Genomic DNA, 22,529 nt, shown 5'->3' on the forward strand with positions numbered 1-22,529 from the left:
TTCGGCTGCCACCTCCCCGTGAACGGGGAGGATTACTTCGCATCCCGCCCATTCGCAACTTCGCAAGTTCACATTTGCGTGGCGCGTGAGCCCGGCGCACAAGGCGCGACCTTCAGGAGAGCCGGATGTCGTCGACCATCGCCGAACTGGAACGCCGCCGCGAGGCCGCCCGTGTCGGCGGCGGACAGAAGCGCATCGACGCCCAGCACGCCAAGGGCAAGCTCACCGCGCGCGAGCGGCTCGACGTCCTCCTCGACGAGCATTCGTTCGAGGAGCTCGACATGTTCGTCGAGCACAATTGCATCGATTTCGGCATGGCCGATCAGGTCTTTCCCGGCGACGGCGTCGTCACCGGATCGGGGACGATCAACGGCCGGCTGGTGTTCGTCTTCAGCCAGGACTTCACCGTCTTCGGCGGCTCGCTGTCCGAGCGCCATGCGCAGAAGATCTGCAAGATCATGGACATGGCGATGAAGGTCGGCGCGCCGGTGATTGGCCTCAACGACAGCGGCGGCGCGCGCATCCAGGAGGGGGTCGCCTCGCTGGGCGGCTATGCCGAGGTGTTCCAGCGCAACGTCCTCGCGAGCGGCGTGGTGCCGCAGATCAGCCTCATCATGGGGCCGTGCGCGGGCGGGGCGGTCTATTCGCCGGCGATGACCGACTTCATCTTCATGGTGAAGGATTCGAGCTACATGTTCGTCACCGGCCCCGACGTGGTCAAGACGGTGACCAACGAGGTCGTGACGCAGGAGGCGCTGGGCGGCGCGGTCACCCACACCACCAAGACCAGCGTCGCCGACAACGCCTTCGAGGACGATATCGAGGCGCTGCTCGCGACCCGCGACTTCGTCGACTTCCTCCCCGAATCGAACCGCGCCGCCGTCCCCGAGCGCCCGACCGCCGACCCCTGGGACCGCGCGGAGGAGAGCCTCGACACGCTGATCCCGCCGAGCGCGAACCAACCCTACGACATGCACGAGCTGATCCGGAAGGTCGTCGACGAGGGCGACTTCTTCGAGACCCAGCCCGCGCACGCCGGCAACATCATCACCGGCTTCGGCCGCGTCGAGGGCCGCACGGTCGGGTTCGTCGCCAACCAGCCGATGGTGCTGGCGGGCGTGCTCGACATCAACTCGTCGAAGAAGGCGGCGCGCTTCGTCCGCTTCTGCGACGCCTTCGACATCCCGATCGTGACCTTCGTGGACGTCCCCGGCTTCCTCCCCGGCACCGCGCAGGAGCATAACGGCATCATCAAGCACGGCGCGAAATTGCTCTTCGCCTATGCCGAGGCGACCGTCCCCAAGATCACCGTCATCACGAGGAAGGCCTATGGCGGCGCCTATGACGTGATGGCGTCGAAGCACCTGCGCGGCGACCTCAACTACGCCTGGCCGACGGCGGAGATCGCGGTGATGGGCGCGAAGGGCGCGGTCGAGATCATCTTCCGCGGCCGGACCCCGGAGGAGATCGCGGCGCGCACGGCGGAATACGAGGCGCGCTTCGCCAACCCCTTCGTCGCGGCGTCGAAGGGCTTCATCGACGAGGTGATCCAGCCGCACTCGACCCGCCGCCGCATTGCGCTGGGACTGCGAAAGCTCCGCGGCAAGGCGCTTGAGAACCCGTGGAAGAAGCATGACAACATCCCGTTGTGACCGGTCAACCTGCACATTATAAGGTGATGTGAAGGAGAGTTCCGATGCAGACCGAACGTGTGACCTTTCTTACGACGCCGGACCGCAAGGCCGTGATCGCTTCTCGGGCCGCGGCGAGAGGCATTTCGGTCGGAGAGTATGTTCGCCGTAAGGTGGAGGAAGAAGACGACCTCACGCCCGAGCAGGAGGCCGAGCTGTCCGCGCTTGTTGCAGAGGCTAGCGAAGCAATTCCAAAGATGCACGAGAGCCTGGATCGGTCGATTGCTCTGCTCCAGGCGAACAACCGGGAGATCGACGCGATGCTTCGCGCGGCGGGTCTTCACAAGTGAGCGCATTCTCCGATGCGATGCGGGCCGTTCGTGATGTTGTCGTCATGCAGACGCGGATCGACGCGCTCAACAAGGAACTTGAAGTGCAGGCGAGCGCCGCCAAGTCGCTGACCAGCGCCGTCATTGACATCGATCGAAGGCTCGCCCGCGTCGAGGGCATGATCGAAGGCGCAGCGATCGTCCGCCGATCTCTACCGAAGGAATGACCATGACCCTCGGCCGCCTCAACCATGTCGGCGTCGCGACGCCTTCGATCGCGGACTCTGTCGAGACGTACAGGCTCCTCCTCGGCGCCGACAAGATCGGCGTGCCGTTCGACCTGCCCGCGCAGGGGGTGAAGGTGTGCTTCGTCGACGCGCCCAACACCCAGATCGAGCTGATCGAGCCCTATGACGAGACGTCGCCGATCGCGGGCTTCCTCAAGAAGAACCCGGCTGGCGGACAGCACCATGTCTGCTTCGAGGTGCCGGACATCCACGAAGCGGTCGCGCACCTCAAGGCGAACGGCGCGACCGTGCTGGGCGAGCCGCGGACCGGCGCGCACGGGACGCCGATCGTCTTCGTCCACCCGAAGACCTTCGGTGGGATGCTGGTCGAGCTGATGGAAACGCCCGAAGGCGGTCACTGAGAAACAAGGGAGAGCGATAATGGCGAACTACGAAACGATCCTGACCGAGAAGAAGGGCGATGTTCTGGTCGTCACGCTCAACCGGCCCGAGCGGCTCAACGCCGCGTCGATCCAGCTTGCCGACGACCTGACCGCCGCGCTCTACGATCTGGACGGCGCGCGCTGCGTGCTGCTGACCGGCGCGGGCCGCGCCTTCTGCTCCGGCGCCGACCTCCAGGCGCGCGGCACCTCCAGTCCCGCGGGTGGCGGCAGCCATCATGCGCTGATGAACCATTACAACCCGCTGATGTCGCAGATCCTGCGCCTGCCGGTCCCGGTCGTCACCGCGGTCAACGGTCCCGCGGCGGGGGTCGGCTGCTCGATGGGGTTGGCGGGCGATTTCGTCCTCGCCGGCAAATCGGCCTATTTCCTCCAGGCGTTCGTCAACATCGGGCTGGTCCCCGATGGCGGCTCGACCTGGCTGCTGACCAAGACGATCGGCAAGGCGCGCGCGACCCAGATGATGATGCTGGGCGAGCGTGTCTCCGCCGACCAGGCGGAGAGCTGGGGGCTGATCTACAAGGCGGTCGACGACGCCGCGCTGATGGACGAGGCGCTGGCGCTCGCCACCCGGCTGGCGGCTGGGCCGACCGTCTCGCTCGCGACGATGCGCCGCAACATCATGATCGCGCTCGACGGCACGCTCGACGAGACGCTCCGCGCCGAGGCCGAGGGCCAGCGGATCGCCGGCGCGTCCCAGGACGCGCAGGAGGGGGGCTTGAGCTTCCTCGAGAAGCGCAAGCCGGTGTTCAAGGGCATGTAGGCCATGTGTTCCGTTCGTCCTGAGTAGGGGCTGAGCGGAGCGAAGACCCGTATCGAAGGAGATGGGACCGACTGTCCTTCGATACGCCATTTCGACAAGCTCAATGGCTACTCAGGACGAACGGTAGATTCCGCCATGACCGACCCGACGATCGAGACCAACACCGGCGAGGACTCCGGCGCTGCGCCCAAGCCGAGCGCTTCGGCGCCCGCGGGAGCGCCCACTCTCGACGCCTGGGCCGCCGCCGCCGCCAAGGAGGTCAAGGGCAAGGACCTCACTTGGCGCACGCCGGAGGGGATCGACGTCAAGCCGCTCTACACGGCCGAGGACGTGCGCGACGATCCGGGCTTGCCCGGCTTCGCGCCGTTCACCCGCGGCGTCCGCGCCTCGATGTACGCGGGTCGTCCCTGGACGATCCGCCAATACGCCGGCTTCTCGACCGCCGAGGAATCGAACGCCTTCTACCACCGCAACCTGAAGGCGGGGCAGAAGGGCCTCTCGGTCGCCTTCGATCTCGCTACCCACCGCGGCTACGACAGCGATCATCCGCGCGTCACCGGCGATGTCGGCAAGGCCGGGGTCGCGATCGACAGCGTCGAGGACATGAAGATCCTGTTCGACGGCATCCCGCTCGATCAGATGTCGGTCAGCATGACGATGAACGGCGCGGTGATCCCGATCCTCGCCTTCTTCATCGTCGCGGGCGAGGAGCAGGGCGTGCCCCGCGCGCAGCTCGACGGGACCATCCAGAACGACATCCTCAAGGAGTTCATGGTCCGCAACACCTACATCTACCCGCCCGAACCCTCGATGCGGATCATCTCGGACATCTTCGGCTATACGTCGCGCGAGATGCCGAAGTTCAACAGCATCTCGATCAGCGGCTATCACATGCAGGAGGCGGGGGCGACGCAGCTCCAGGAACTGGCCTTCACCATCGCCGACGGCATGGAATATGTGAAGTACGGCGTCGCCAGCGGCCTTGACATCGACAAGTTCGCCGGGCGTCTGAGCTTCTTCTTCGCGATCGGCATGAACTTCTTCATGGAGATCGCAAAACTCCGCGCCGCGCGCGTGCTGTGGCACCGGGTGATGACGAACCTGGGCGCGAAGGACGAGCGATCGAAGATGCTGCGCACCCACTGCCAGACCAGCGGCGTCTCGCTGACCGAGCAGGACCCGTACAACAACGTCATGCGCACCACGATCGAGGCGATGGCGGCGATGCTGGGCGGCACCCAGTCGCTCCACACCAACGCGCTCGACGAGGCGATCGCGCTCCCCACCGACTTCTCCGCCCGGATCGCGCGCAACACGCAGATCGTGATCCAGGAAGAGACCGGGATGACCAAGGTCGTCGATCCGCTCGGCGGCTCCTACTACGTCGAGAGCCTGACCCAGCAGCTCGTCGACGGCGCGTGGGAGATCATCGAGCGCGTCGAGCGCGAAGGCGGGATGGCCAAGGCCGTCGCCGCCGGCTGGCCCAAGGCGATGATCGAGGAGGCGAGCGCCGCCCGCGCCGCGCGCGTCGATCGCGGCGAGGACGTGATCGTCGGCGTCAACAAATACCGCAAGGACAATGAGGACGCGATCGACATCCTCGACGTCGACAATGTCGCGGTGCGCGAGGCGCAGATCCGGCGGATCGAGCAGGTCAAGGCGGGCCGTGACGAGGCCGCTTGCCAGGCGGCGCTGGCGGCGCTGACCGAAGGTGCGCGCATCTCGACTCCGTTCGTCCCAAGCGAAGTCGAGGGACAAGCGCCGGGTAGTGCCTCGACTTCGCTCGGCACGAACGGGTGGGAGAAGACGAACCTTCTGGCGCTCGCGGTCGAGTGCGCCCGCGCTCGCGCGACGCTCGGTGAGATCAGCAGCGCGATGGAGGCGGTGTTCGGCCGCTACGGCACCGCGCCAACCCCGGTGAAGGGGATCTACGGCGGGGCCTACACCGACGACGAGCGCTGGGCGCGCCTCCTGCGCGGCGTGGCGGCGACCGAGCGTCGGCTCGGCCGCAAGCCCCGCATGTTCGTCGCCAAGATGGGGCAAGACGGGCACGATCGCGGCGCGAACCTGGTCTCGTCGATGTTCGGCGATCTCGGCTTCGAGGTCGTCGCGGGCTCCTTGTTCCAGACCCCGCAGGAGGCCGCCGCGACCGCGCTGGAGAAGGACGTCGATGTCGTCGGCGCGTCATCGCTCGCGGCGGGCCACAAGACGCTGATCCCCGAGCTGATCGGCCACCTTCGTGACGCTGGTCGCGCGGACATTAAGGTGATCGCCGGCGGCGTGATCCCCGCGCAGGACTATCAGGCGCTCTACGACGCCGGAGTGCAGGCGATCTTCGGCCCGGGCACCAACCTGATCAAGGCGGCGGAGGACGTGCTCCGCCTCCTCGGCCACAACATGCCGCCCCAGGGCGACGACATCGCGGAAGCGGCGGAGTGAGCAGCGTGACCACACATCCGTTCGTCCCAAGCGAAGTCGAGGGACATGCGGTGAACGATGCCTCGACTTCGCTCGGCACGAACGGTGCTCATTGGACCCGCGCCGATATCGCGGCCCTCTTCGACCTGCCCTTCACCGAACTCGTCTTCCGCGCCGCCGAGGTTCACCGCCAGCACCACGATCCCGTCGCGGTGCAGCGTTCCACCCTTCTCAGCATCAAGACCGGCGGCTGTCCGGAGGATTGCGGCTATTGCTCGCAGTCGGTCCACGCCGAGACGGGGCTGAAGGCGACCAAGCTGATGGATGTGCAGTCCGTCCTCCAGGCGGCGGCGCAGGCGAAGGACCACGGCTCGACCCGCTTCTGCATGGGCGCGGCGTGGCGCAACCCGAAGGACAAGGACATTCCCGCGCTCGCGGCGATGATCCGCGGGGTGCGCGCGATGGGGCTCGAGACCTGCATGACGCTCGGCATGCTCACCCCCGCCCAGGCCGAGGCGCTCGGCGAGGCGGGGCTCGATTACTACAACCACAATATCGACACCTCGCCCGAACGCTACGGCGACGTCATCACCACGCGGACCTTCGCGGACCGGCTCGACACGCTCGACAATGTTCGCGCGGCGGGGATGAAGACCTGCTGCGGCGGGATCGTTGGGATGGGCGAGACGCGCGAGGATCGCGTCGGCTTCCTCCACGCACTCGCCGCGATGCCCGAGCCGCCCGAGAGCGTGCCGATCAACGCGCTCGTCCCGGTCAAGGGCACGGTGCTGGGCGACATGCTCGCCGACACGCCGCTGGCGAAGATCGACGACATCGAGTTCGTGCGGACGGTGGCGGTCGCGCGGATCACCATGCCGCGGAGCATGGTGCGGCTGTCGGCGGGGCGCGAGAGCATGTCGGAATCGACCCAGGCTTTGTGCTTCCTCGCCGGGGCCAATTCGATCTTCACCGGCGACAAGCTGCTGACCGCCGCCAACGCCGGCGATGACAGGGATGCGGCGCTGTTCGTCAAGCTGGGGCTGAAGGGAATGGCGGCGGAAGCCCCCACCCGTCACCCCGGCCCCTTCGGCGAAGCTCAGGACAGGCTTGAGCCGGGGTCCCGCTGCCTTGACGCAGCAGGAAGAAGCGGGACCACGGGTCAAGCCCGGGGTGACGAGGTGTGTGAGGCGGCGGAGTGAGGGAGTACCCCGACACTGCTCTCATCAAAGTTCAGGTCAATGGACGGACGGTTGATACCATCTTTGTGTCGGGCAGCGCTGCACTCGGCGGCTGGAAGATAGATGGCCGCCTTGAAGGCGCTCTCGCTGCACCGGACCAGCTGCAAGATCATTTCGACGCTGTCGTAAGCACATTGGCTGAGTACGTCGATCACTCAAGCACGTGGACAAATTGCGAGAGCGGTCACGAGATTACGCCGTGGGCAGCGATGGTGCTGCTAACCAGATTTGACGAGCAAGGCTAAGCAAGAATGTTCAAGAAAATCCTGGTCGCCAATCGCGGCGAGATCGCGTGCCGTGTGTTCCGCACCGCTAAGCGCATGGGGATCGCCACCGTCGCGGTCTATTCGGACGCCGACGCGCGCGCCCCGCACGTGCTGATGGCGGACGAGTCCGTCCGGCTCGGGCCGGCCCCCGCCGCCGAATCCTACCTCAAGGCCGAGCTGATCCTGCTCGCCGCCAAGGAGACCGGCGCGGACTGCATCCACCCCGGCTACGGCTTCCTCTCCGAGCGCGAGAGCTTCGCCAGGGCCTGCGCCGAGGCCGGGATCGCCTTCGTCGGCCCGCCGCCGAATGCCATCGCCGCGATGGGGGACAAGATCGAATCGAAGAAGCTCGCCAAGGCCGCAGGCGTCAACGTCGTCCCCGGCTTCCTGGGGGAGATCGCCGACACCGACGAAGCCGTGAAGATCGCCACCGACATCGGCTATCCGGTGATGATGAAGGCCTCCGCGGGCGGCGGCGGCAAGGGGATGCGGCTCGCCTGGAGCGAGCAGGACGTCCGCGAGGGCTTCGAGGCGACCAAGCGCGAGGGGCTGGCGAGCTTCGGCGACGACCGCGTCTTCATCGAGAAGTTCATCGAGAGCCCGCGCCATATCGAGATCCAGGTGCTCGGCGACCAGCACGGCAACGTCCTGTACCTCAACGAGCGCGAATGCTCGGTCCAGCGCCGCCACCAGAAGGTGGTCGAGGAAGCGCCGTCACCCTTCGTCACGCCCAAGATGCGCCGCGCGATGGGCGAGCAGGCGGTCGCGCTCGCCAAGGCGGTCGGATATTACAGCGCCGGCACGGTGGAGCTGATCGTCTCGGGCGCGGACACCACCGGCGAGAGCTTCTACTTCCTCGAGATGAACACCCGGCTCCAGGTCGAGCATCCGGTGACCGAGGAGATCACCGGCCTCGATCTGGTCGAGCAGATGATCCGCGTCGCCGCGGGCGAGCCGCTGGCGTTCGGGCAGAAGGACATCGGGATCAACGGCTGGGCGGTCGAGAACCGCGTCTATGCCGAGGACCCGTATCGCGGCTTCCTGCCGAGCATTGGGCGGCTGGTGCGGTACAATCCACCGGAGGCGAGCAAGCGCCAGTCCCCGTTCGTCCCGAGCGAAGTCGAGGGACATGGACCGAGCGATGCCTCGACTTCGCTCGGCACGAACGGAGTGGTGGTCCGCGTCGACGACGGCGTCCGCGAAGGCGGCGAGGTGTCGATGTTCTATGACCCGATGATCGCCAAGCTCGTCACCTGGGCGCCGACCCGCGAACAGGCGATCGACGCGCAGGTCGCCGCACTCGACGAATTCGAGATCGAGGGGCCGGGGACCAACCTCGATTTCCTCTCCGCGCTCATGCAGCACCCCCGCTTCCGCAGCGGCAACATCACCACCGGCTTCATCGCCGAGGAATACCCGGACGGCTTCCACGGCGCGCCCGCCGCGCCGGAGCTGATCCGCACCCTTGCGGGCGTCGCCGCCTTCGCCGCGACCGCCGAGGCCGACCGCGCCCGCCGCGTCGACGGCCAGCTCGGCGCGCCGTTGCCGCCGCCCGCCGACTGGGTGGTGCGGATCGACAAGGCGGATCATGCCGTCACGGTTTCGCTCGACGGCCTGACGGTCGACGGCGAGGAGCTGGCGGTTGCGCTGGAATATACCCCCGGCGACCGCGTCATCACCGCCGAACCGATCCATGGAGAAGACGGCGAGCCGCTCACCGTCAAGCTGTCGCGCACCCGCACCGGCTTCCGCCTCAACGCGCGCGGCGCGACCCATGTCGCGCGCGTCCTGCCCGCGCATGCCGCAGGGCTCGCGCATCACCTGCTGGAGAAGGTCCCGCCCGATCTTTCCAAGTTCCTGATCGCGCCGATGCCGGGCCTGCTCGTGCGCCTCGACGTGAAGGAGGGCGACACGGTCCAGGCCGGTCAGCCGCTCGCGGTGGTCGAGGCGATGAAGATGGAGAACATCCTGCGCGCGGAGAAGACCGCGACGGTCAAGACGATCAGCGCGCAGCAGGGCGAAAGCCTGGCGGTCGATCAGGTCATCCTGGAGCTGGAGTAAAGCCGCGGCGACGACACTTTGCGACATAGTTTCGCTGGACCGCGGCAGCCGTGCTGGCCATTTCCAGCGGCGATGCGATCCCGGTTTCTCCTGTTCCCGCTCATCCTGGCCGGCTGCACCGTAGGACCGAACTACCGTCTCCGCTCGGCGGTGGAGCTTGGCGTACCCGACGCCTACTCGGTCGCCGCCGCGCCGACGCGGGAGGATCTGACGCGCTGGTGGGGCCGGTTCGACGATCCGGTCCTCGGCCAGTTGGTCGAACAGGCCGCCGCTGCCAACCTCGACGTCGCGCAGGCGGCGGCGCGGCTGCGCCAGGCGCGCGAATCGCTGTTGCAGAGCCGGACGAGCCTGCTGCCGACGCTGTCCGGCTCGGCCGGGTACAATCGGTCGGCGAACCTGCGCGGCGGCGGGACGACGCTGACGCTGCCGGACGGTACCGTCACTTCGCTGGGCGGGGGCTCGCAGGACAGCTTCTCGCTCGGGCTCGACGCGCAATATCAGGTCGGGCTGTTCGGCGAGGTGCGGCGCACGGTGGAGGCGACGCGCGCGCAATATGAGGCGTCCAGTTTCGATTCGGCGACCGTGCTGCTGTCGGTCGAGAGCGAGGTCGCTAGAAACTACGTGCTTGCGCGGCTCTACCAGGCGCAGCTCGCCAACGCGCGCTCCAGCCTCGGCTTGCAGGACGACAATCTGGAGATCGCCGGCTTCCGTGTCCAGGCGGGCCTCGTGTCTTCGCTCGATCAGGAGCAGGCGCGGGTCCAGCGCGCGCAGACCGCGGCGACGATCCCGCAACTGGAGCAGGCGTATAACGCCGCCGTCTCGCGGCTCGGGGTGCTGACCGGGCAAGCGCCGGGCGCGCTCAAGCCCTTGATCGCGGCGGTGAGGCCGATCCCGGCCGGCGTCGGCGCGATCGGCGCGGGATTGCCCGCCGACACGCTCCGCCAGCGTCCCGACGTCCGTTCGGCGGAGCGGACGCTCGCGGCGGCGACCGCGCAGATCGGGGTGGCGAAGGCCCAGCTCTACCCGGCGCTCGCGATCAGCGGCAACATCTCCACCAACGCGACCAGGATCGGCGATCTCGCCGGCACGATCACCGGTGGGCTGTTCGCCGGGCTGACCCAGGCGATCTTCAACGGCGGGCGGCTGAGGAGCCAGGTCCGCGGCGCGGAGGCCGCTGCCGACGGGGCGCTCGCGGCGTACCGCGCCTCGGTGCTGACCGCGCTGGAGGATGTCGAGAACGCGCTCGTCGCCTATCAGTCGGCGATCGCCCGCGAGCGCGAGTTCGCCGTCGCGCTCGACGCAGCGAACACCTCCGCCCTCCTCAGCCGCAGCCAGTACCGCTCCGGGCTGACCGACTTCACCACGCTGTCGCAACAGGAGGCGGCGCTGCTCTCCGCCCAGAACGGCGCGAGCCAGGCCCGCGCCGACGCCGCGACCGCGCTGATCCAGCTCTACGTCGCCCTCGGCGGTGGCTGGGACCCGAGCGCCGCCCCTCAAGCCCCGACGGACACGCCCTGATGGCCGACCAGGTTCTAGACGATTTCCTCGGCGTGAGGCCGCAGCCGGCATGGCGGCGCTGGGCCAAGTGGGGCGCGGTCCTCCTGGGCGTCGTGTTGCTGGCGCTGCTCGCCTGGCGCGTCTTCGGCGGCTCGAGCGAGGTCCAGTACGCCACCCGCAAGGTGCAGCGCGGCGATCTGACGGTCAGCGTCTCGGCCACGGGCAAGCTCGCGCCGACCAACCAGGTGACGGTCGGCTCGCAGCTGTCGGGACTGGTCACCAGGGTGGTGGTCGACGTCAACGACCACGTCACCGCCGGCCAGCCGCTGGCGCTGATCGATCCCGAGCAGATCGACGACCAGATCCGCGCCGGCGAGGCCCAGCTCGCCGCCAACGTTGCCGGCGTCAATCAGGCGCGCGCGACCGTGTCGGAGGCGAATGCGCAGCTCGCCCGGCTTGAGGAGGTCTATCGCCTTTCGAACAAGCGCGTTCCCTCGGCGACCGAGCTCCAGACCGGGCGCGCCAATGCGCAGCGCGCGGTCGCGGCGCTGAAGGTCGCGCAGGCGAACGTCGCCGCGGCGCAGGCGACGCTGGCGCAGAGCCGCACCCAGCGCAGCCGCGCGATCATCCGCTCGCCCGTCACCGGTGTCGTCCTCGCCCGCGCGGTCGATCCCGGGCAGACGGTCGCCGCGTCGTTCAACACGCCGACGCTATTCGTGATCGCCGAGGACCTGACCCGGATGAAGCTGGAGGTCGCGATTGACGAGGCGGATGTGGGCGAGGTCAAGATCGGCCAGGACGCGAGCTTCACCGTCGATGCGTTTCCCGGCAAGACCTTCCCGGCCAAGATCACGCGGGTCGACTTGGGCTCGAACCTGACGGTGAGTTCGGCGACCTCGTCGACGACCAGCACGACCTCGACGACGGGGCAGGTGGTCTCCTACGCCGCCGATCTGTCGGTCGCGAACACCGGCGGCGAGCTCCGTCCGGGGATGACCGCGACCGCCGACATCGTCACCTCGGCGAAGGAGGACGCGCTGCTCGTCCCCAACGCCGCGCTCCGCTTCAAGCCGACCGCCGCGGGCGCGGGCGACGGCGGCGGGATCGCGGGATCGCTGACCTTCCGCCCGAGGCGCGGCCAGGGCGAGCGGCAGGTGACCGTCGGTCGCGGGGCGCGGCAGACGGTCTACGTCAAGGGGGCGGACGGAACGCCGCAGCCGGTCCAGATCACGACCGGCGACACCGACGGTGTCCGGACCGAGGTGCTCTCCGGCGATCTCAAGCCGGGCATGGAGGTCATCACCGGCCAACTGGCGGGCGGGGACAGTGGCGGCGGTGCGAAGCGCGGCGGCGGCCAGCGACGGCGGCAGGGAAGCGGAGCGGGCGGTGGCTGACGCGCTGATCGCGCTGCGCGGGGTCACCAAGACCTACGGCTCGGGGCCGACCGCGTTCCAGGCGCTCAAGGGCGTCGACCTGGACATCGCCGGCGGCGACTTCGTCGCGGTGATGGGACCGTCCGGCTCGGGCAAGTCGACGACGATGAACATCCTCGGCTGCCTCGACGTGCCGTCCGCCGGGACCTTTCTGTTCCGCGGCCACCATGTCGAGACGCTCGACCGCGACCAGCGCGCGCTGCTCCGGCGCCGGTATCTCGGGTTCGTCTTCCAGGGGTTCAACCTGCTCAGCCGCACGACCGCGCTGGAGAACGTCGAGCTGCCGCTGCTCTACCGCGGCGACGACAAGAAGGCGCGGCGCGAACTGGGGATGGGCGCACTCGACAAGGTCGGGCTCGCCGACTGGTGGGACCATACCCCGGCCGAACTCTCGGGAGGGCAGCAGCAGCGCGTCGCCATCGCGCGCGCGCTGGTGACGCGGCCCGACGTGCTCCTCGCCGACGAGCCGACCGGGAATCTCGATTCGGAGCGTTCGGTCGAGATCATGGAGCTCCTGACCGATCTCAACCGCGAGAGCGGGATCACCGTGCTGATGGTGACGCACGAACCCGACATGGCCGCGTTCGCGCGGACGGTGATCCACTTCAAGGACGGGCTGGTCGAGAGGATTACACGCAGCTCGGCTGCCGACGACGATCGGCAGACTCGCGAAAGCGCGGCCGGCGGGCAGCGCCCGTCCGACGACGCGGCTTTGCCGGGTCGCGACATGCCGGGACCCCCGGCCTGATGTTCGGCACCACCGTCACGCTCGCGATCCGATCGATCGCCCGGCACAAGCTGCGGTCGTTCCTGACGATCCTGGGTATCATCATCGGCGTCGGCGCGGTCGTCGCGATGGTGACGCTGGGGAAGGCGACCACGGCGGCGGTGCAGCAGAGCATCTCCGCGCTCGGAACCAACGTTCTCCAGGTCCGCCCGGGCCAGGGCTTCGGGCGCGGCGGCGGCGGCCCGCGACCGCCCGACTTCGACATGACCGACGTCGACGCGATCGCGACCCAGATCGCCGGCGTCACCGCGGTAGCACCACAGGCCTCCGCCACCGCGACCGCGATCTACGAAGGCGCGAACTGGTCGACGACGATCAACGGCACCACGGCGGCGTTCCTGACCGTCCAGCCGTGGCCGCTCGCCTCCGGCCGCTACTGGATGCCGGCGGAGGAATCGGCAGGCCGGGCGGTCTGCCTGATCGGCAATACGGTGCGCCAGAACCTGTTCCGCAGCGCGGACGCGGTCGGCAAGCGCTTCCGGCTCGGCGACATCACCTGCACCGTGATCGGCACGCTGACGAAGCGCGGGCAGGGCGGGTTCGGCGACCAGGACGACGTCGTCGTCATGCCGATCAAAACCGTGCAGCGGCGCTTCACCGGCAACCGCGACGTGCGGCTGATGCTGGTGGGTGTCGACGGCGCCTATTCGAACGAGGCGGTCCAATCCTCGATCTCGGATCTCTTGCGCCAGCGGCGGCACATCCAGCCCGGCCGCGACGACGATTTCAACATCTTCGACACCGCGCAGATCCGCGACACGCTGACCTCCACCACCACCTTGCTCACCCGGATCGTCGCGGCGGTGGCGGCGATCAGCCTGATCGTCGGGGGCATCGGCATCATGAACATCATGCTCGTCTCCGTCACCGAGCGGACGCGCGAGATCGGCATCCGCCTGGCGATCGGCGCGGTCGCGAACGAGGTGCTGACGCAATTCCTCGTCGAGGCGGTGGCGCTGTCGATGCTGGGCGGGCTCATCGGGCTCGCAGTGGCGCAGCTCGTGATCGCCGGCGTGACCCCGCTCATGCAGGTGCCGTGGACCTTCGATCTCCAGATCAACCTGATCGCCTTCGCGATCTCGGCGGTGATCGGGGTCGTCTTCGGCTATTTCCCCGCCCGCCGGGCGGCGGCGCTCAACCCGATCGACGCGCTGCGACACGAGTAGAGACTACGAGATTTTAGGGGTGGCGAGCTTTGGAGCCGCGACCTACCCCGCGGTCATGGACATGCGGGTCGAGCACGGTCTCCGGTCGCTGACCGAACGCGAGAAGCAGACGCTGCGCCTCATAGTGCGCGGGCATGACGCCAAGTCGATCGCGCGTTCGCTCGACCTGTCGGTCCACACGATCAACGAGCGGCTGCGCGCGGCGCGCCAGAAGCTGGCGGTGCCCAGCAGCCGCGAGGCGGCGCGGCTGCTGCTGGCGGCGGAAGGGGAGGGGACGAGCCACCCCAAATCCTTCGGGTCCGACGAAATCGGGGATGCGCGTCCGAGCCGAGAGGCGGATCGGGAGGTTGCGCCGGTCGTCGGCGCCGGGCGGTCCGACCGTCCTTCCCGCATCATCCTCGGAGTCTGCCTCATGTCTCTCGTCCTCGGTCTCCTGGCGCTCGCCGCCGCACCCCAGACCGCTCCGTCGCCATCGCCCGCACTCGCGACCGAAGCCGCGGACCCAGCGGTCGTGGATGCGGCACGCCGGTTCGTGGCGTTGCTCGACGAGGGCCGCTGGGCCGACAGCTACCGCGCGACCGCGACCACGTTCCGGCGGCTCAACACGCTCCAGGTCTGGTCCGCGGCGTCGGACCGGGCGCGCAAGCCGCTCGGCGCGGTGGTCTCGCGCAGCCTGCTGAGCCAGGAAGATCTGCCCGCGCCGCCGCACGGCTATCAGGTGGTCAAGTTCCGGACGAGCTTCGCGAACAAGGCGGACGCGATCGAGACGGTGTCGCTCGACCGCGAGAGCGGCGAGTGGCGCGTGGTCGGCGTCACGATCGGGTAGATCGCTCGAGCGCGGCGAGGTCGGCGCGGGTATCCACGTCGACGAGCTCCGCCGCGTCGGTCGCCTCCAGCCGACCCGCCCGGATGAGATTGCGCGCGCCGTGATCGCCGGTGATGGTCAGCAACTCGGCGAAGCGCCCGCGGCCGAAGAGGGCGGGGGGCTTGGGCGACCCGCCGTGGGTCGAGGCGACCACCGCCGCCGGGCCGTCCGCGGCCGCCATCAGGCGCCGGACGTGGACGGCGGTGACGCAGGGCATGTCGGCAAGGACGATCAGGAGGGCGTCGGCGCCCCTTGCGCTCGCGAATCCGGCCGCGAGGCGGAGGGAGGAAGATTGGTCGCGCGCCGGATCGCCGTTCGCGATGACCTCGAACCCGGCCGCCGCGTAATCGAGGCGGGCGTCGCCCGCGATCGCCACGCGAGCGAGGAACACGACGCCCGCCAAGGTGTCGGCGACGTGCCGACCCAACGGCTTACCCCAGAGCTCCTCATCCAGTTTCGCGCCGCCGAACCGCGTCGATCGACCCGCGGCAAGCAGCGCCAGGACGGTCCGTTCAGGCGCGATCACTCGCCTTTCTCCGTTCGTCCCGAGCGAAGTCGAGGGACACGCCCGGCCCCCTCGACTTCGCTCGGGACGAACGGGTTGATGGAAGATTCAGCCGCGACCATGGAACGCGCGGACCATCGCTGCGGCGACCGAAAGCGCGATCTCCGACGGGCCGATCGCGCCGATGTCGATCCCGACCGGGCCGTCGATCCGCGACAGGTCCGCCTCCGTCACACCGGCCTCCGCCAGCCGCTCCAGTCGCTTGGCATGGCTCCGGCGACTGCCGAGCGCGCCGACATAGCCGGTGTCCGCGGCGAGCGCGGCGATCAGCGCCGGATCGTCGATCTTGGTGTCGTGGCTCAGCGTCACCACCGCCGTCGCCGGACCGGGGCGGTAGGCGGCGATCGCCTCGTCGGGCCAGCGATCGTCCAGGGTCGTGTCCGGGAACCGCTCCTCGGTCAGGAACCGCGCGCGCGGATCGATCACCACGGTTTCGATCCCGAGCGTGTGCGCCAGCCCGACCAGCGACTGCGCGATCTGGACCGCGCCCACGATCAGCAGCCGACGCGGCGGATCGTAGCGATTGGCGAAGACCTCGCCGGTCCCGGTCGGCCGCAGGTCGCTGTGGCCGGTCGCCAGATCGGTGGTGACGGTCAGCGAGCGGCCGTGCTCGCGCGCTTCCGTGATGCGGTCGAACAGCTCGGGGTCGAAGCCGTCCGCCGTGACCGGCTGGACCATGACGCTGATCTCGCCCCCGCACGGGAGCCCGACCTCCCAGGCGCTCGCGTCGGCGACGCCGTAGGTCTTCACCGCGAACGGCGCGCCCGCGATCACCTGTGCGGCGGTGTCGAGGATGTCGCCCTCGACGCAGCCGCCCGACACCGAACCTTCGAAGCGGCCGTCGGCATGGACGAGCATGTGGCTGCCCTTCGGCCGCGGGGCGGAGCCCCAGGTCGAGACGACGGTGGCGAGCGCGAGCGGCGCACCCTTCCACTGGGCGGCGGCGGCGAGGACGGAATCGTTTTCGGGCATGGGTCCTCAGATAGGGTGTCCTCGCGCTGCCGGGGAGGATCAATCCCGTCGCATTTCGGCGGGGGTTCGGGCAAGGTGGCGTCATGGCCCCGCTCTCCCGACCGATCGTGATCGCGCACCGCGGCGCGAGCGGGGAGCGGCCCGAACATACGCTCGCCGCCTACGACCTCGCGATCGATCAGGGTGCCGACGTGATCGAGCCCGATCTGGTGCCGACGCGGGACGGCGTGCTGGTCGCCCGGCACGAGAACGAGATCGGCGGGACGACGGACGTGGCCACCCGTCCCGAGTTCGCCGATCGACGCGCGACGCGGACGATCGACGGGGCCGACGTGGCGGGTTGGTTCGTGGAGGACTTCACCCTTGCGGAGCTGAAGACGCTGCGCGCGCGCGAGCGCCTGCCCGAGCTCAGGCCGGGCAATACCGCATATGACGGGCGCTACGAGGTGCCGACTTTCGCGGAGGTGCTCGCGCTCGCGAAGGCGCGCGGGGTGGGGATCTATCCCGAGACCAAGCACCCGACCTATTTCGCCGCGATCGGTCTGCCGACCGACGCGCTGGTGTTGGCGGCCTTGCGGGCGGTCGGGTGGGACTCGGCCGAAGCGCCGGTCTATCTCCAGTCGTTCGAGGTCGCGAACCTGCGGCGGCTCGCGGAGATGACCACGGTGCGGCTGATCCAGCTGATGGACGCGAGCGGCGGCCCGGCAGACGGGTCGGTCGCGAGCTATGCGGCGATGGCGACGCCGGCGGGTCTGGCGGAGGTGGCGCGCTACGCCTGGGGGATCGGACCGAGCAAGGCGATGCTCTCCCCCTCGCTGGTCGACCGCGCGCATGCGGCGGGGCTGCGGGTGCATCCATGGACGTACCGGGCGGAACGGATGTTCGTGCCGGAGCGGTACGCCGACCTCGAAGCCGAGATCTCGGACGCGCTGCGCATGGGCGTCGACGGAGTGTTCACCGATTTTCCGGCAATGGGACGACGGGTCGTGGGGAGTGTCGTAGCGTGAAGCGATGGATAGGTCTTGCGGCGATCGTGCCGCTGATGGCGACCGGCGGATGCGTCCGCACGGTGGCGAGCGTGGCCACCGCGCCGTTCAAGGTCGCGGGGCAGACCGTCGACTGGGCGACGACGAGCCAGGACGAGGCCGACCGCAACTACGGCCGCAAGATGCGGAAGAAGGAAGCGCGCGAGGGGCGCGAGCGGCGCGAGTATCAGAAGCGCTGCCGCCGGGACCCGCGCGAGTGCGACGGGTATGACGGGTACCAGGCGCGGTAACGGTGGCACGGACGAAGCTGAGCACCTGCCGGCGCAAGGCGCGCTTCGCGAGCGCGGACGAGGCCGAGGTTGCGGCGCGCGCGGCGAGCGTGATGCTGCGCCATTATCGCTGCGACCGCTGCGGAAGGTTCCATCTGACGAGCCGGACGAAGGGGAAGCGGGTCCATCCCCTCCCGTCACCCCGGCTTCCAGCCGGGCCCAGCGTGGACCGAAGCGCGAATGCGTGAACGCTCAGCGATGAACCCGCCATCGCCTTGGACCCCGGCTCAACACGAGGGGGGTGTCGCCAGCGCCTCCGCCACCGCGATCAGCACCTCAGGGCGCATCTGCACGAGATAATGCGAGCTGCGCACCTCGACGGAGCGTGCGCTCGGATCGTGGCAAATCGCGCCGTTCACCAGCCCGTCGCTCGCGCTCCAGACGGCAGTGGCCGGGACCGGCAACGGCCGCGCGATCTCCGCCGAACGGGCGACCACGGCCGGGTCGTCGAGCCGCTCGCCGGTGACGAGCTGGAACGCGCGCCAGACGTTCGTCGCGCGCGGATCGCCGGCATAGGGCGAGGCGATGGTCACCACCTCGCGCACCAGCTCCGGATGACGATGCGCCATCATCCGCGCAAGGATGCCGCCGAGACTGACTCCGACCAGCGACACCGGCTCGCCCACGGCGGCGATCCGCTGGACCAGTCGCCCCGCCTCGGGGCCGACGGTGCGGACGCCGAGGTTCCTGCCGAGCCGCCAGCCTTCGGCCCCATATCCAAGGCCAATGAGATACCGGCGCATCACCGTCAGCGACAGGTCGTCGTTGAAGAGGCCCGGCAGGAGGATCACGCGGCGACCGTCGCCCCGCGGCGCGGCGGCGAGCGCGGCGCGGTGGCGAGGCCAGGTCGCCACGCTCCAGGCCGCGCGCGGGACCTCCGCGGCCCAGAGCTTCTTGGAGGGCGGCGAGATCATCGTTTCGAGCGGGGTCGAGACACCTGCCGCGCCTTCCCGCCCTGTCCCTCGATTTCGCTCGGAACGAACGGGAGGGATGTCGCTCACCCCAGCGCCTCGACCTGCTCGGCGAGCTCCAGCCAGCGCAGCTCCGCCGCATCCTTCTCGTCGCGCGCCTTGGCGATGGCGGCCATCAGCCGGTCGAACGCGGCGGGCTCGCGGGCGTAGAGGTCCGGGTCGGCGAGCGCGGCCTCGTCGCGGGCGATGGCGGCGTCGAGCTGTTCGATCTTGGCGGGCAGACCGTCATAATCGCGCTGGTCCTTGTAGCTGAGCTTCACCCGCGAAGTCGGCGAAGGCAGCGCCGCCGCCGCCGGCTTCGGCGCCTCTTTCCTCGTTTCGGCGGGGCGCTTGCGCTGGCGCTCCCAATCCTCGAACCCGCCGATCACCACATCGACCTTGCCGCTCCCGTCGAGGCCCAGCGTCACCGTGACGGTCCGGTCGAGGAAGTCCCGGTCGTGGCTGACGATCAGGACCGTGCCGTTGTAATCGGCGATCACCTCCTGGAGCAGGTCGAGCGTCTCGAGGTCGAGATCGTTGGTCGGCTCGTCGAGCACGAGCAGGTTCGAGTGCCGCGCGAACTCGCGTGCCAGCAACAGCCGAGACCGTTCGCCGCCCGAGAGCGTCCCGATCTTCGCGTCGACGAGCGACGGATCGAACAGGAACTCCTTCAGGTAACCGTGGATATGCTTGCGGACGCCCAGCACGTCGATCCACTCGCCGCCGTCGGCCAGCACGTCGCGGACGCTCTTCTCCGGCGCCATCAGCTTGCGCTGCTGGTCGATGACGATGCCGTCGAGCGTCTTGGCGCGCTTCACCCGGCCCTCGTCGGGCGCGATCTCGCCGGTCAGCAGCTTCAGGAGCGTGGTCTTGCCCGCGCCGTTGCGCCCGACGATCCCGATCCGGTCGCCGCGGGTGATGCGGAAAGTGAAATCCTTGATGATGGTGCGCCGTCCCGGCTCTTCGACTTCGCGCGGCGCGACCGTGGAACGGGATGCGCTCGCACCGACCGCGTTCGTGTCGGGCGAAGTCGAGACACCATGGCGCGGATAGCTCTTCCAGACATGCTCCGCGTCGATCACGACCTTGGTCTTGGCGTCGTCGGCCGCCATCTGGAGCGCGGCCGTCCCCTGCGGCCCGATCATCGCCGCGCGCTGGGCGCGCATCTCCTTCAGTTGCGCGAGGCGGCCCATGTTGCGCCGCCGCCGTCCGGTGACGCCCCGCTGGAGCCAATGCTCCTCGATCTTGAGCCGCGCGTCGAGCCGCTCGGCGGTGCGCGCCTCCTCGGCATGGACCTGGTCGGTCCACGCCTCGAACCCGCCGAAGCCGATCTCGGCGCGGCGCACGGTGCCGCGGTCGAGCCACAAGGTCTGCTTCGTCAGCCGGGTCAGAAAGGTGCGGTCGTGGCTGATCACGACGAACGCGCCCCGGAACCGCGCGAGCCAGTCCTCCAGCCATTCGATCGCGGCGATGTCGAGGTGGTTGGTCGGCTCGTCGAGGAGCAGCACGTCGGGATCCTGCGCCAGCGCGCGGACGATCGCGGCACGGCGTCGCTCGCCGCCCGAGGCGGTCGCGGCCTCGCGGCTGAGGTCGATCCCGAGCTGGTCGGCGATCGCCTCCGCCTCGTAAGGCAGCGGCGCGTCGTCGCCCGCGAGGACGTAGTCGGCGAGCGTCGCGAAGCCGGTCACCTGGGGATCCTGCTCCAGCAGGATCACGCGGGTGCCGGGCACGATGGTGCGACGCCCCTCGTCCGCGTCGATCCGGCCGGCGATCAGCTTCAGCAGCGTCGTCTTCCCCGCACCGTTGCGACCGATCAGCGCCAGCCGGTCGCGCTGGCCGACGTGGAGGGTGAGGTTGCGGAACAGCCACCCCGAGCCCTGAACCAGGCCGAGGTCTTCGTAGGAGAGGATAGGTGCGGGCATCGCCGCGCGAGCTAGGGGGTGGCGGGCGATCCTGCAATCGCCGTGCGGCAGGCGAGGGTGTCGAGGCCGGCGCGGATCAGCTTCTGGAAGCGCACCGTCTTCGGCAGCGTCGGCAGCCAGCTGATCGTGCGGGTCGCCGCCCCGTCGGCGAACTCGGCGACATAGGGCTTGCCGGCGTCCAGATAGGTGAACGAGACGCGACGCCGGTAGATCATCCCCGTCTTGATGCCCGCCCTGGCCGCGCCCGAGCCGGGCTCGACCTTCGTCACCCGGCGCGCCGCGTCGACGTCGAAGCCGCGGCCGTAGGCAGGCTGTTCGATCCAGCCGAGCGCGCCGCAGCCGGCGACCGCGTCGGCGGGGAGTGCGGTCATCGCATCCTTCGCGGCGATGGCGAAGGCGCCGGGCAGCGCCTCCTGGGTCAGGGCCTCGATCCGGGTCCGCTCGTCGCCCTCGACCGTGGTCATCCGCCGAAGCAGCGCGATCAACCCCGGCTTGCCCGCCGCCCGCAGGCGCGCGTCGAGCAGCAGCGCGGTCAGGTTCCCGCGATCGTACTGGAGCTGCATCGCGTCGGGATCGTCCCAGAACCTGGCGATGATCTCCGCCTCGCTCAGCCCGCGCGCCGTCGAACTGCCGTAGCGGAGCAGGACGAGGTCGAGCTGGTCGGCCCATTGCGCGGGCGTCCACAGCCCGCTCGCCACCATCGCCCGGTGCGCGAACCAGTCGTTGAAGCCCTCGCTGAACAGATAGCCGCGGGCGCTGTCGTCGGACGGTCCGAACGCGCGTCCGAACCAGCGGTGCGCGTATTCGTGCGCGAGGGTGCGGGTGAAGTCGTTCAGCGGCACATTGTCGGTCGCCTCCAGCGCGAAGCCCGCCGTCGCGCCGGTGCCGCCATAGCTGACCGCGCCGGTCGCCGAGCCGGCAAGCGGGACCAGCGTTACCAGATAGTCAACCGCGGTTGCGCCCAGCGTCGCATTCTCGCTCGCCATCAGCCGCGCGACGGGGTCCACGAGCGCGACATCGGGAAAGGGCCAGCGCCCGATCGCCGCCACCCGCAAGGTCCGGCCGCCGACGGTGCGGGTCGCCAGGCGCATCGCCGCGCCCCCGACGATCACGCCCTCGGCGATGTCGTTCGCCACGAGCGGACGGTCGGCGGCGGTGAGATCGCTCGCCACCTTCCATCCGCTCGCGATCGGGCCGAAGGCGAAGGTCGCCGGCGCGGTCTCGCGGCCGTGCGGAATGGCGATCGCCCCCTGATTGTGGATCGACAGCCAGTCACGCTCGATCACGGGACGCGCCTTCTCGAAGGTCGCGGCGTCCGGAGGGCCGGGTTGCCCGTCGGCCAACCGGTAACGGACGACAAGTCGGGTGCCGGGCTCATGGCGGATGCGCCAGTGTGCGGCGTCGGCGCTCTTGATGACGGTCCCGCCGTCGACCCCGACCAGCGTGAGCGAGCGCCAGAGCTCCGAACTGCCCGCCCATTTCTCCGGCAGGTCGATGTCGGTCTGGCCGTCGTCGTCGCCGGGGAAGGTCATCTCGATCCCGACGACCGGTCCCGTGGCTAGCGAAACCCGATAATCGATCGTCGCCACCATCGCCTGCGCGAGCATCAGTGTTGCGATCATGCCACTTCCCTCCGCCAGGCGAATGCATTCATTGGGTATTC

General features: G+C 69.3%; 20 protein-coding genes and 1 pseudogene. 16 read left to right on the forward strand and 5 right to left on the reverse strand.

Annotated elements, in window-relative coordinates:
- Window positions 1-125 precede the first annotated feature (125 nt).
- The 14 genes and pseudogenes from AC4GYY_RS02235 to AC4GYY_RS02300 all read left to right on the forward strand — a co-directional run bounded on the left by AC4GYY_RS02235 (window position 126) and on the right by AC4GYY_RS02300 (window position 15,103).
- The gene (locus tag AC4GYY_RS02235; protein ID WP_491118414.1) at window positions 126-1,652 is read left to right on the forward strand and encodes an acyl-CoA carboxylase subunit beta; all 1,527 of its coding nucleotides are present in this window, start codon (window positions 126-128) and stop codon (window positions 1,650-1,652) included.
- Window positions 1,653-1,696: 44 nt separating this feature from the next.
- A complete protein-coding gene (locus AC4GYY_RS02240; RefSeq protein WP_491118416.1) occupies window positions 1,697-1,981 on the forward strand; it encodes a hypothetical protein in 285 nt (94 codons plus the stop codon).
- Between the two features lie 44 nt (window positions 1,982-2,025).
- Complete coding sequence (locus tag AC4GYY_RS02245; protein WP_491118418.1) at window positions 2,026-2,187, forward strand: hypothetical protein; 162 nt, start codon at window positions 2,026-2,028, stop codon at window positions 2,185-2,187.
- A 2-nt stretch (window positions 2,188-2,189) separates the two neighbouring features.
- Window positions 2,190-2,609 (forward strand): methylmalonyl-CoA epimerase, encoded by a 420-nt coding sequence (mce, locus tag AC4GYY_RS02250; protein WP_491119272.1) that lies wholly within the window; start codon window positions 2,190-2,192, stop codon window positions 2,607-2,609.
- A gap of 19 nt (window positions 2,610-2,628) precedes the next feature.
- Window positions 2,629-3,411, forward strand: coding sequence for an enoyl-CoA hydratase-related protein (locus AC4GYY_RS02255; RefSeq protein WP_491118420.1), 783 nt, complete (start codon window positions 2,629-2,631; stop codon window positions 3,409-3,411).
- Between the two features lie 135 nt (window positions 3,412-3,546).
- Window positions 3,547-5,850, forward strand: coding sequence for a methylmalonyl-CoA mutase (scpA, locus tag AC4GYY_RS02260; RefSeq protein ID WP_491118422.1), 2,304 nt, complete (start codon window positions 3,547-3,549; stop codon window positions 5,848-5,850).
- A 50-nt stretch (window positions 5,851-5,900) separates the two neighbouring features.
- A complete protein-coding gene (gene bioB / locus AC4GYY_RS02265) occupies window positions 5,901-7,028 on the forward strand; it encodes a biotin synthase BioB (RefSeq protein ID WP_491119273.1) in 1,128 nt (375 codons plus the stop codon).
- On the forward strand, window positions 7,025-7,312 hold the full coding sequence (locus AC4GYY_RS02270) for a hypothetical protein (RefSeq protein WP_491118424.1): 288 nt from the start codon (window positions 7,025-7,027) through the stop codon (window positions 7,310-7,312). Before bioB ends, AC4GYY_RS02270 begins: the two co-directional genes overlap by 4 nt.
- 6 nt (window positions 7,313-7,318) lie before the next feature.
- Window positions 7,319-9,394: an ATP-binding protein gene (locus tag AC4GYY_RS02275; RefSeq protein ID WP_491118426.1), complete on the forward strand. Its 2,076-nt coding sequence runs from the start codon at window positions 7,319-7,321 to the stop codon at window positions 9,392-9,394.
- A 72-nt stretch (window positions 9,395-9,466) separates the two neighbouring features.
- Window positions 9,467-10,912 (forward strand): efflux transporter outer membrane subunit, encoded by a 1,446-nt coding sequence (locus AC4GYY_RS02280; protein ID WP_491118428.1) that lies wholly within the window; start codon window positions 9,467-9,469, stop codon window positions 10,910-10,912.
- Window positions 10,912-12,285 (forward strand): efflux RND transporter periplasmic adaptor subunit, encoded by a 1,374-nt coding sequence (locus AC4GYY_RS02285; RefSeq protein ID WP_491118430.1) that lies wholly within the window; start codon window positions 10,912-10,914, stop codon window positions 12,283-12,285. Before AC4GYY_RS02280 ends, AC4GYY_RS02285 begins: the two co-directional genes overlap by 1 nt.
- Window positions 12,278-12,973 (forward strand): annotated as a pseudogene (locus tag AC4GYY_RS02290) (ABC transporter ATP-binding protein); the annotation flags it as partial. The gene AC4GYY_RS02285 and the pseudogene AC4GYY_RS02290, both read left to right, overlap by 8 nt.
- Window positions 12,974-13,071: 98 nt before the next feature.
- The gene (locus AC4GYY_RS02295) at window positions 13,072-14,277 is read left to right on the forward strand and encodes an ABC transporter permease (RefSeq protein WP_491118432.1); all 1,206 of its coding nucleotides are present in this window, start codon (window positions 13,072-13,074) and stop codon (window positions 14,275-14,277) included.
- 55 nt (window positions 14,278-14,332) lie between these two features.
- Window positions 14,333-15,103, forward strand: coding sequence for a helix-turn-helix domain-containing protein (locus AC4GYY_RS02300; RefSeq protein WP_491119274.1), 771 nt, complete (start codon window positions 14,333-14,335; stop codon window positions 15,101-15,103).
- On the opposite strand, the gene AC4GYY_RS02305 is transcribed toward AC4GYY_RS02300, so the two are convergent.
- Both AC4GYY_RS02305 and AC4GYY_RS02310 read right to left on the reverse strand, forming a co-directional pair.
- Entirely contained in the window at window positions 15,090-15,668 is a 579-nt protein-coding gene (locus tag AC4GYY_RS02305; protein ID WP_491118434.1) for a nucleotidyltransferase family protein, read from the reverse strand. The two genes, AC4GYY_RS02300 and AC4GYY_RS02305, sit on opposite strands and share 14 nt — an antisense overlap.
- A gap of 87 nt (window positions 15,669-15,755) precedes the next feature.
- Complete coding sequence (locus AC4GYY_RS02310) at window positions 15,756-16,679, reverse strand: XdhC family protein (protein ID WP_491118436.1); 924 nt, start codon at window positions 16,677-16,679, stop codon at window positions 15,756-15,758.
- Between the two features lie 83 nt (window positions 16,680-16,762).
- On the opposite strand from AC4GYY_RS02310, the gene AC4GYY_RS02315 reads away from it, so the two are divergent.
- Window positions 16,763-17,686 carry a glycerophosphodiester phosphodiesterase gene (locus AC4GYY_RS02315; protein WP_491118438.1) on the forward strand — a complete coding sequence of 308 codons (924 nt, stop codon included), beginning with the start codon at window positions 16,763-16,765 and terminating at the stop codon, window positions 17,684-17,686.
- A gap of 35 nt (window positions 17,687-17,721) precedes the next feature.
- Window positions 17,722-17,955, forward strand: a complete 234-nt coding sequence (locus tag AC4GYY_RS02320) for a hypothetical protein (RefSeq protein WP_491119275.1) — start codon at window positions 17,722-17,724, stop codon at window positions 17,953-17,955.
- A gap of 266 nt (window positions 17,956-18,221) precedes the next feature.
- Here the strand turns inward: AC4GYY_RS02320 and AC4GYY_RS02325 are convergent, their stop codons facing one another.
- From AC4GYY_RS02325 to AC4GYY_RS02335, 3 genes are all read right to left on the reverse strand, one after another.
- Window positions 18,222-18,908: an esterase/lipase family protein gene (locus tag AC4GYY_RS02325; RefSeq protein WP_491118440.1), complete on the reverse strand. Its 687-nt coding sequence runs from the start codon at window positions 18,906-18,908 to the stop codon at window positions 18,222-18,224.
- 83 nt (window positions 18,909-18,991) lie between these two features.
- Complete coding sequence (locus tag AC4GYY_RS02330; protein ID WP_491118442.1) at window positions 18,992-20,866, reverse strand: ABC-F family ATP-binding cassette domain-containing protein; 1,875 nt, start codon at window positions 20,864-20,866, stop codon at window positions 18,992-18,994.
- 11 nt (window positions 20,867-20,877) lie between these two features.
- The gene (locus AC4GYY_RS02335) at window positions 20,878-22,488 is read right to left on the reverse strand and encodes a hypothetical protein (protein ID WP_491118444.1); all 1,611 of its coding nucleotides are present in this window, start codon (window positions 22,486-22,488) and stop codon (window positions 20,878-20,880) included.
- Window positions 22,489-22,529: the final 41 nt, after the last annotated feature.

The sequence above is a fragment of the Sphingomonas sp. SP6 genome (assembly GCF_058313435.1).

Excerpts from the sequence above, each read along its gene's own strand:
- AC4GYY_RS02235 (WP_491118414.1), top strand. The coding sequence starts at position 126 with ATGTCGTCGACCATCGCCGAACTGGAACGCCGCCGCGAGGCCGCCCGT.
- AC4GYY_RS02240 (WP_491118416.1), top strand. The coding sequence starts at position 1,697 with ATGCAGACCGAACGTGTGACCTTTCTTACGACGCCGGACCGCAAGGCC.
- AC4GYY_RS02245 (WP_491118418.1), top strand. The coding sequence starts at position 2,026 with ATGCAGACGCGGATCGACGCGCTCAACAAGGAACTTGAAGTGCAGGCG.
- mce (WP_491119272.1), top strand. The coding sequence starts at position 2,190 with ATGACCCTCGGCCGCCTCAACCATGTCGGCGTCGCGACGCCTTCGATC.
- AC4GYY_RS02255 (WP_491118420.1), top strand. The coding sequence starts at position 2,629 with ATGGCGAACTACGAAACGATCCTGACCGAGAAGAAGGGCGATGTTCTG.
- scpA (WP_491118422.1), top strand. The coding sequence starts at position 3,547 with ATGACCGACCCGACGATCGAGACCAACACCGGCGAGGACTCCGGCGCT.
- AC4GYY_RS02275 (WP_491118426.1), top strand. The coding sequence starts at position 7,319 with ATGTTCAAGAAAATCCTGGTCGCCAATCGCGGCGAGATCGCGTGCCGT.
- AC4GYY_RS02280 (WP_491118428.1), top strand. The coding sequence starts at position 9,467 with ATGCGATCCCGGTTTCTCCTGTTCCCGCTCATCCTGGCCGGCTGCACC.
- AC4GYY_RS02285 (WP_491118430.1), top strand. The coding sequence starts at position 10,912 with ATGGCCGACCAGGTTCTAGACGATTTCCTCGGCGTGAGGCCGCAGCCG.
- AC4GYY_RS02295 (WP_491118432.1), top strand. The coding sequence starts at position 13,072 with ATGTTCGGCACCACCGTCACGCTCGCGATCCGATCGATCGCCCGGCAC.
- AC4GYY_RS02300 (WP_491119274.1), top strand. The coding sequence starts at position 14,333 with ATGGACATGCGGGTCGAGCACGGTCTCCGGTCGCTGACCGAACGCGAG.
- AC4GYY_RS02310 (WP_491118436.1), bottom strand. The coding sequence starts at position 16,679 with ATGCCCGAAAACGATTCCGTCCTCGCCGCCGCCGCCCAGTGGAAGGGT.
- AC4GYY_RS02315 (WP_491118438.1), top strand. The coding sequence starts at position 16,763 with ATGGCCCCGCTCTCCCGACCGATCGTGATCGCGCACCGCGGCGCGAGC.
- AC4GYY_RS02320 (WP_491119275.1), top strand. The coding sequence starts at position 17,722 with ATGGCGACCGGCGGATGCGTCCGCACGGTGGCGAGCGTGGCCACCGCG.
- AC4GYY_RS02325 (WP_491118440.1), bottom strand. The coding sequence starts at position 18,908 with ATGATCTCGCCGCCCTCCAAGAAGCTCTGGGCCGCGGAGGTCCCGCGC.
- AC4GYY_RS02330 (WP_491118442.1), bottom strand. The coding sequence starts at position 20,866 with ATGCCCGCACCTATCCTCTCCTACGAAGACCTCGGCCTGGTTCAGGGC.
- AC4GYY_RS02335 (WP_491118444.1), bottom strand. The coding sequence starts at position 22,488 with ATGATCGCAACACTGATGCTCGCGCAGGCGATGGTGGCGACGATCGAT.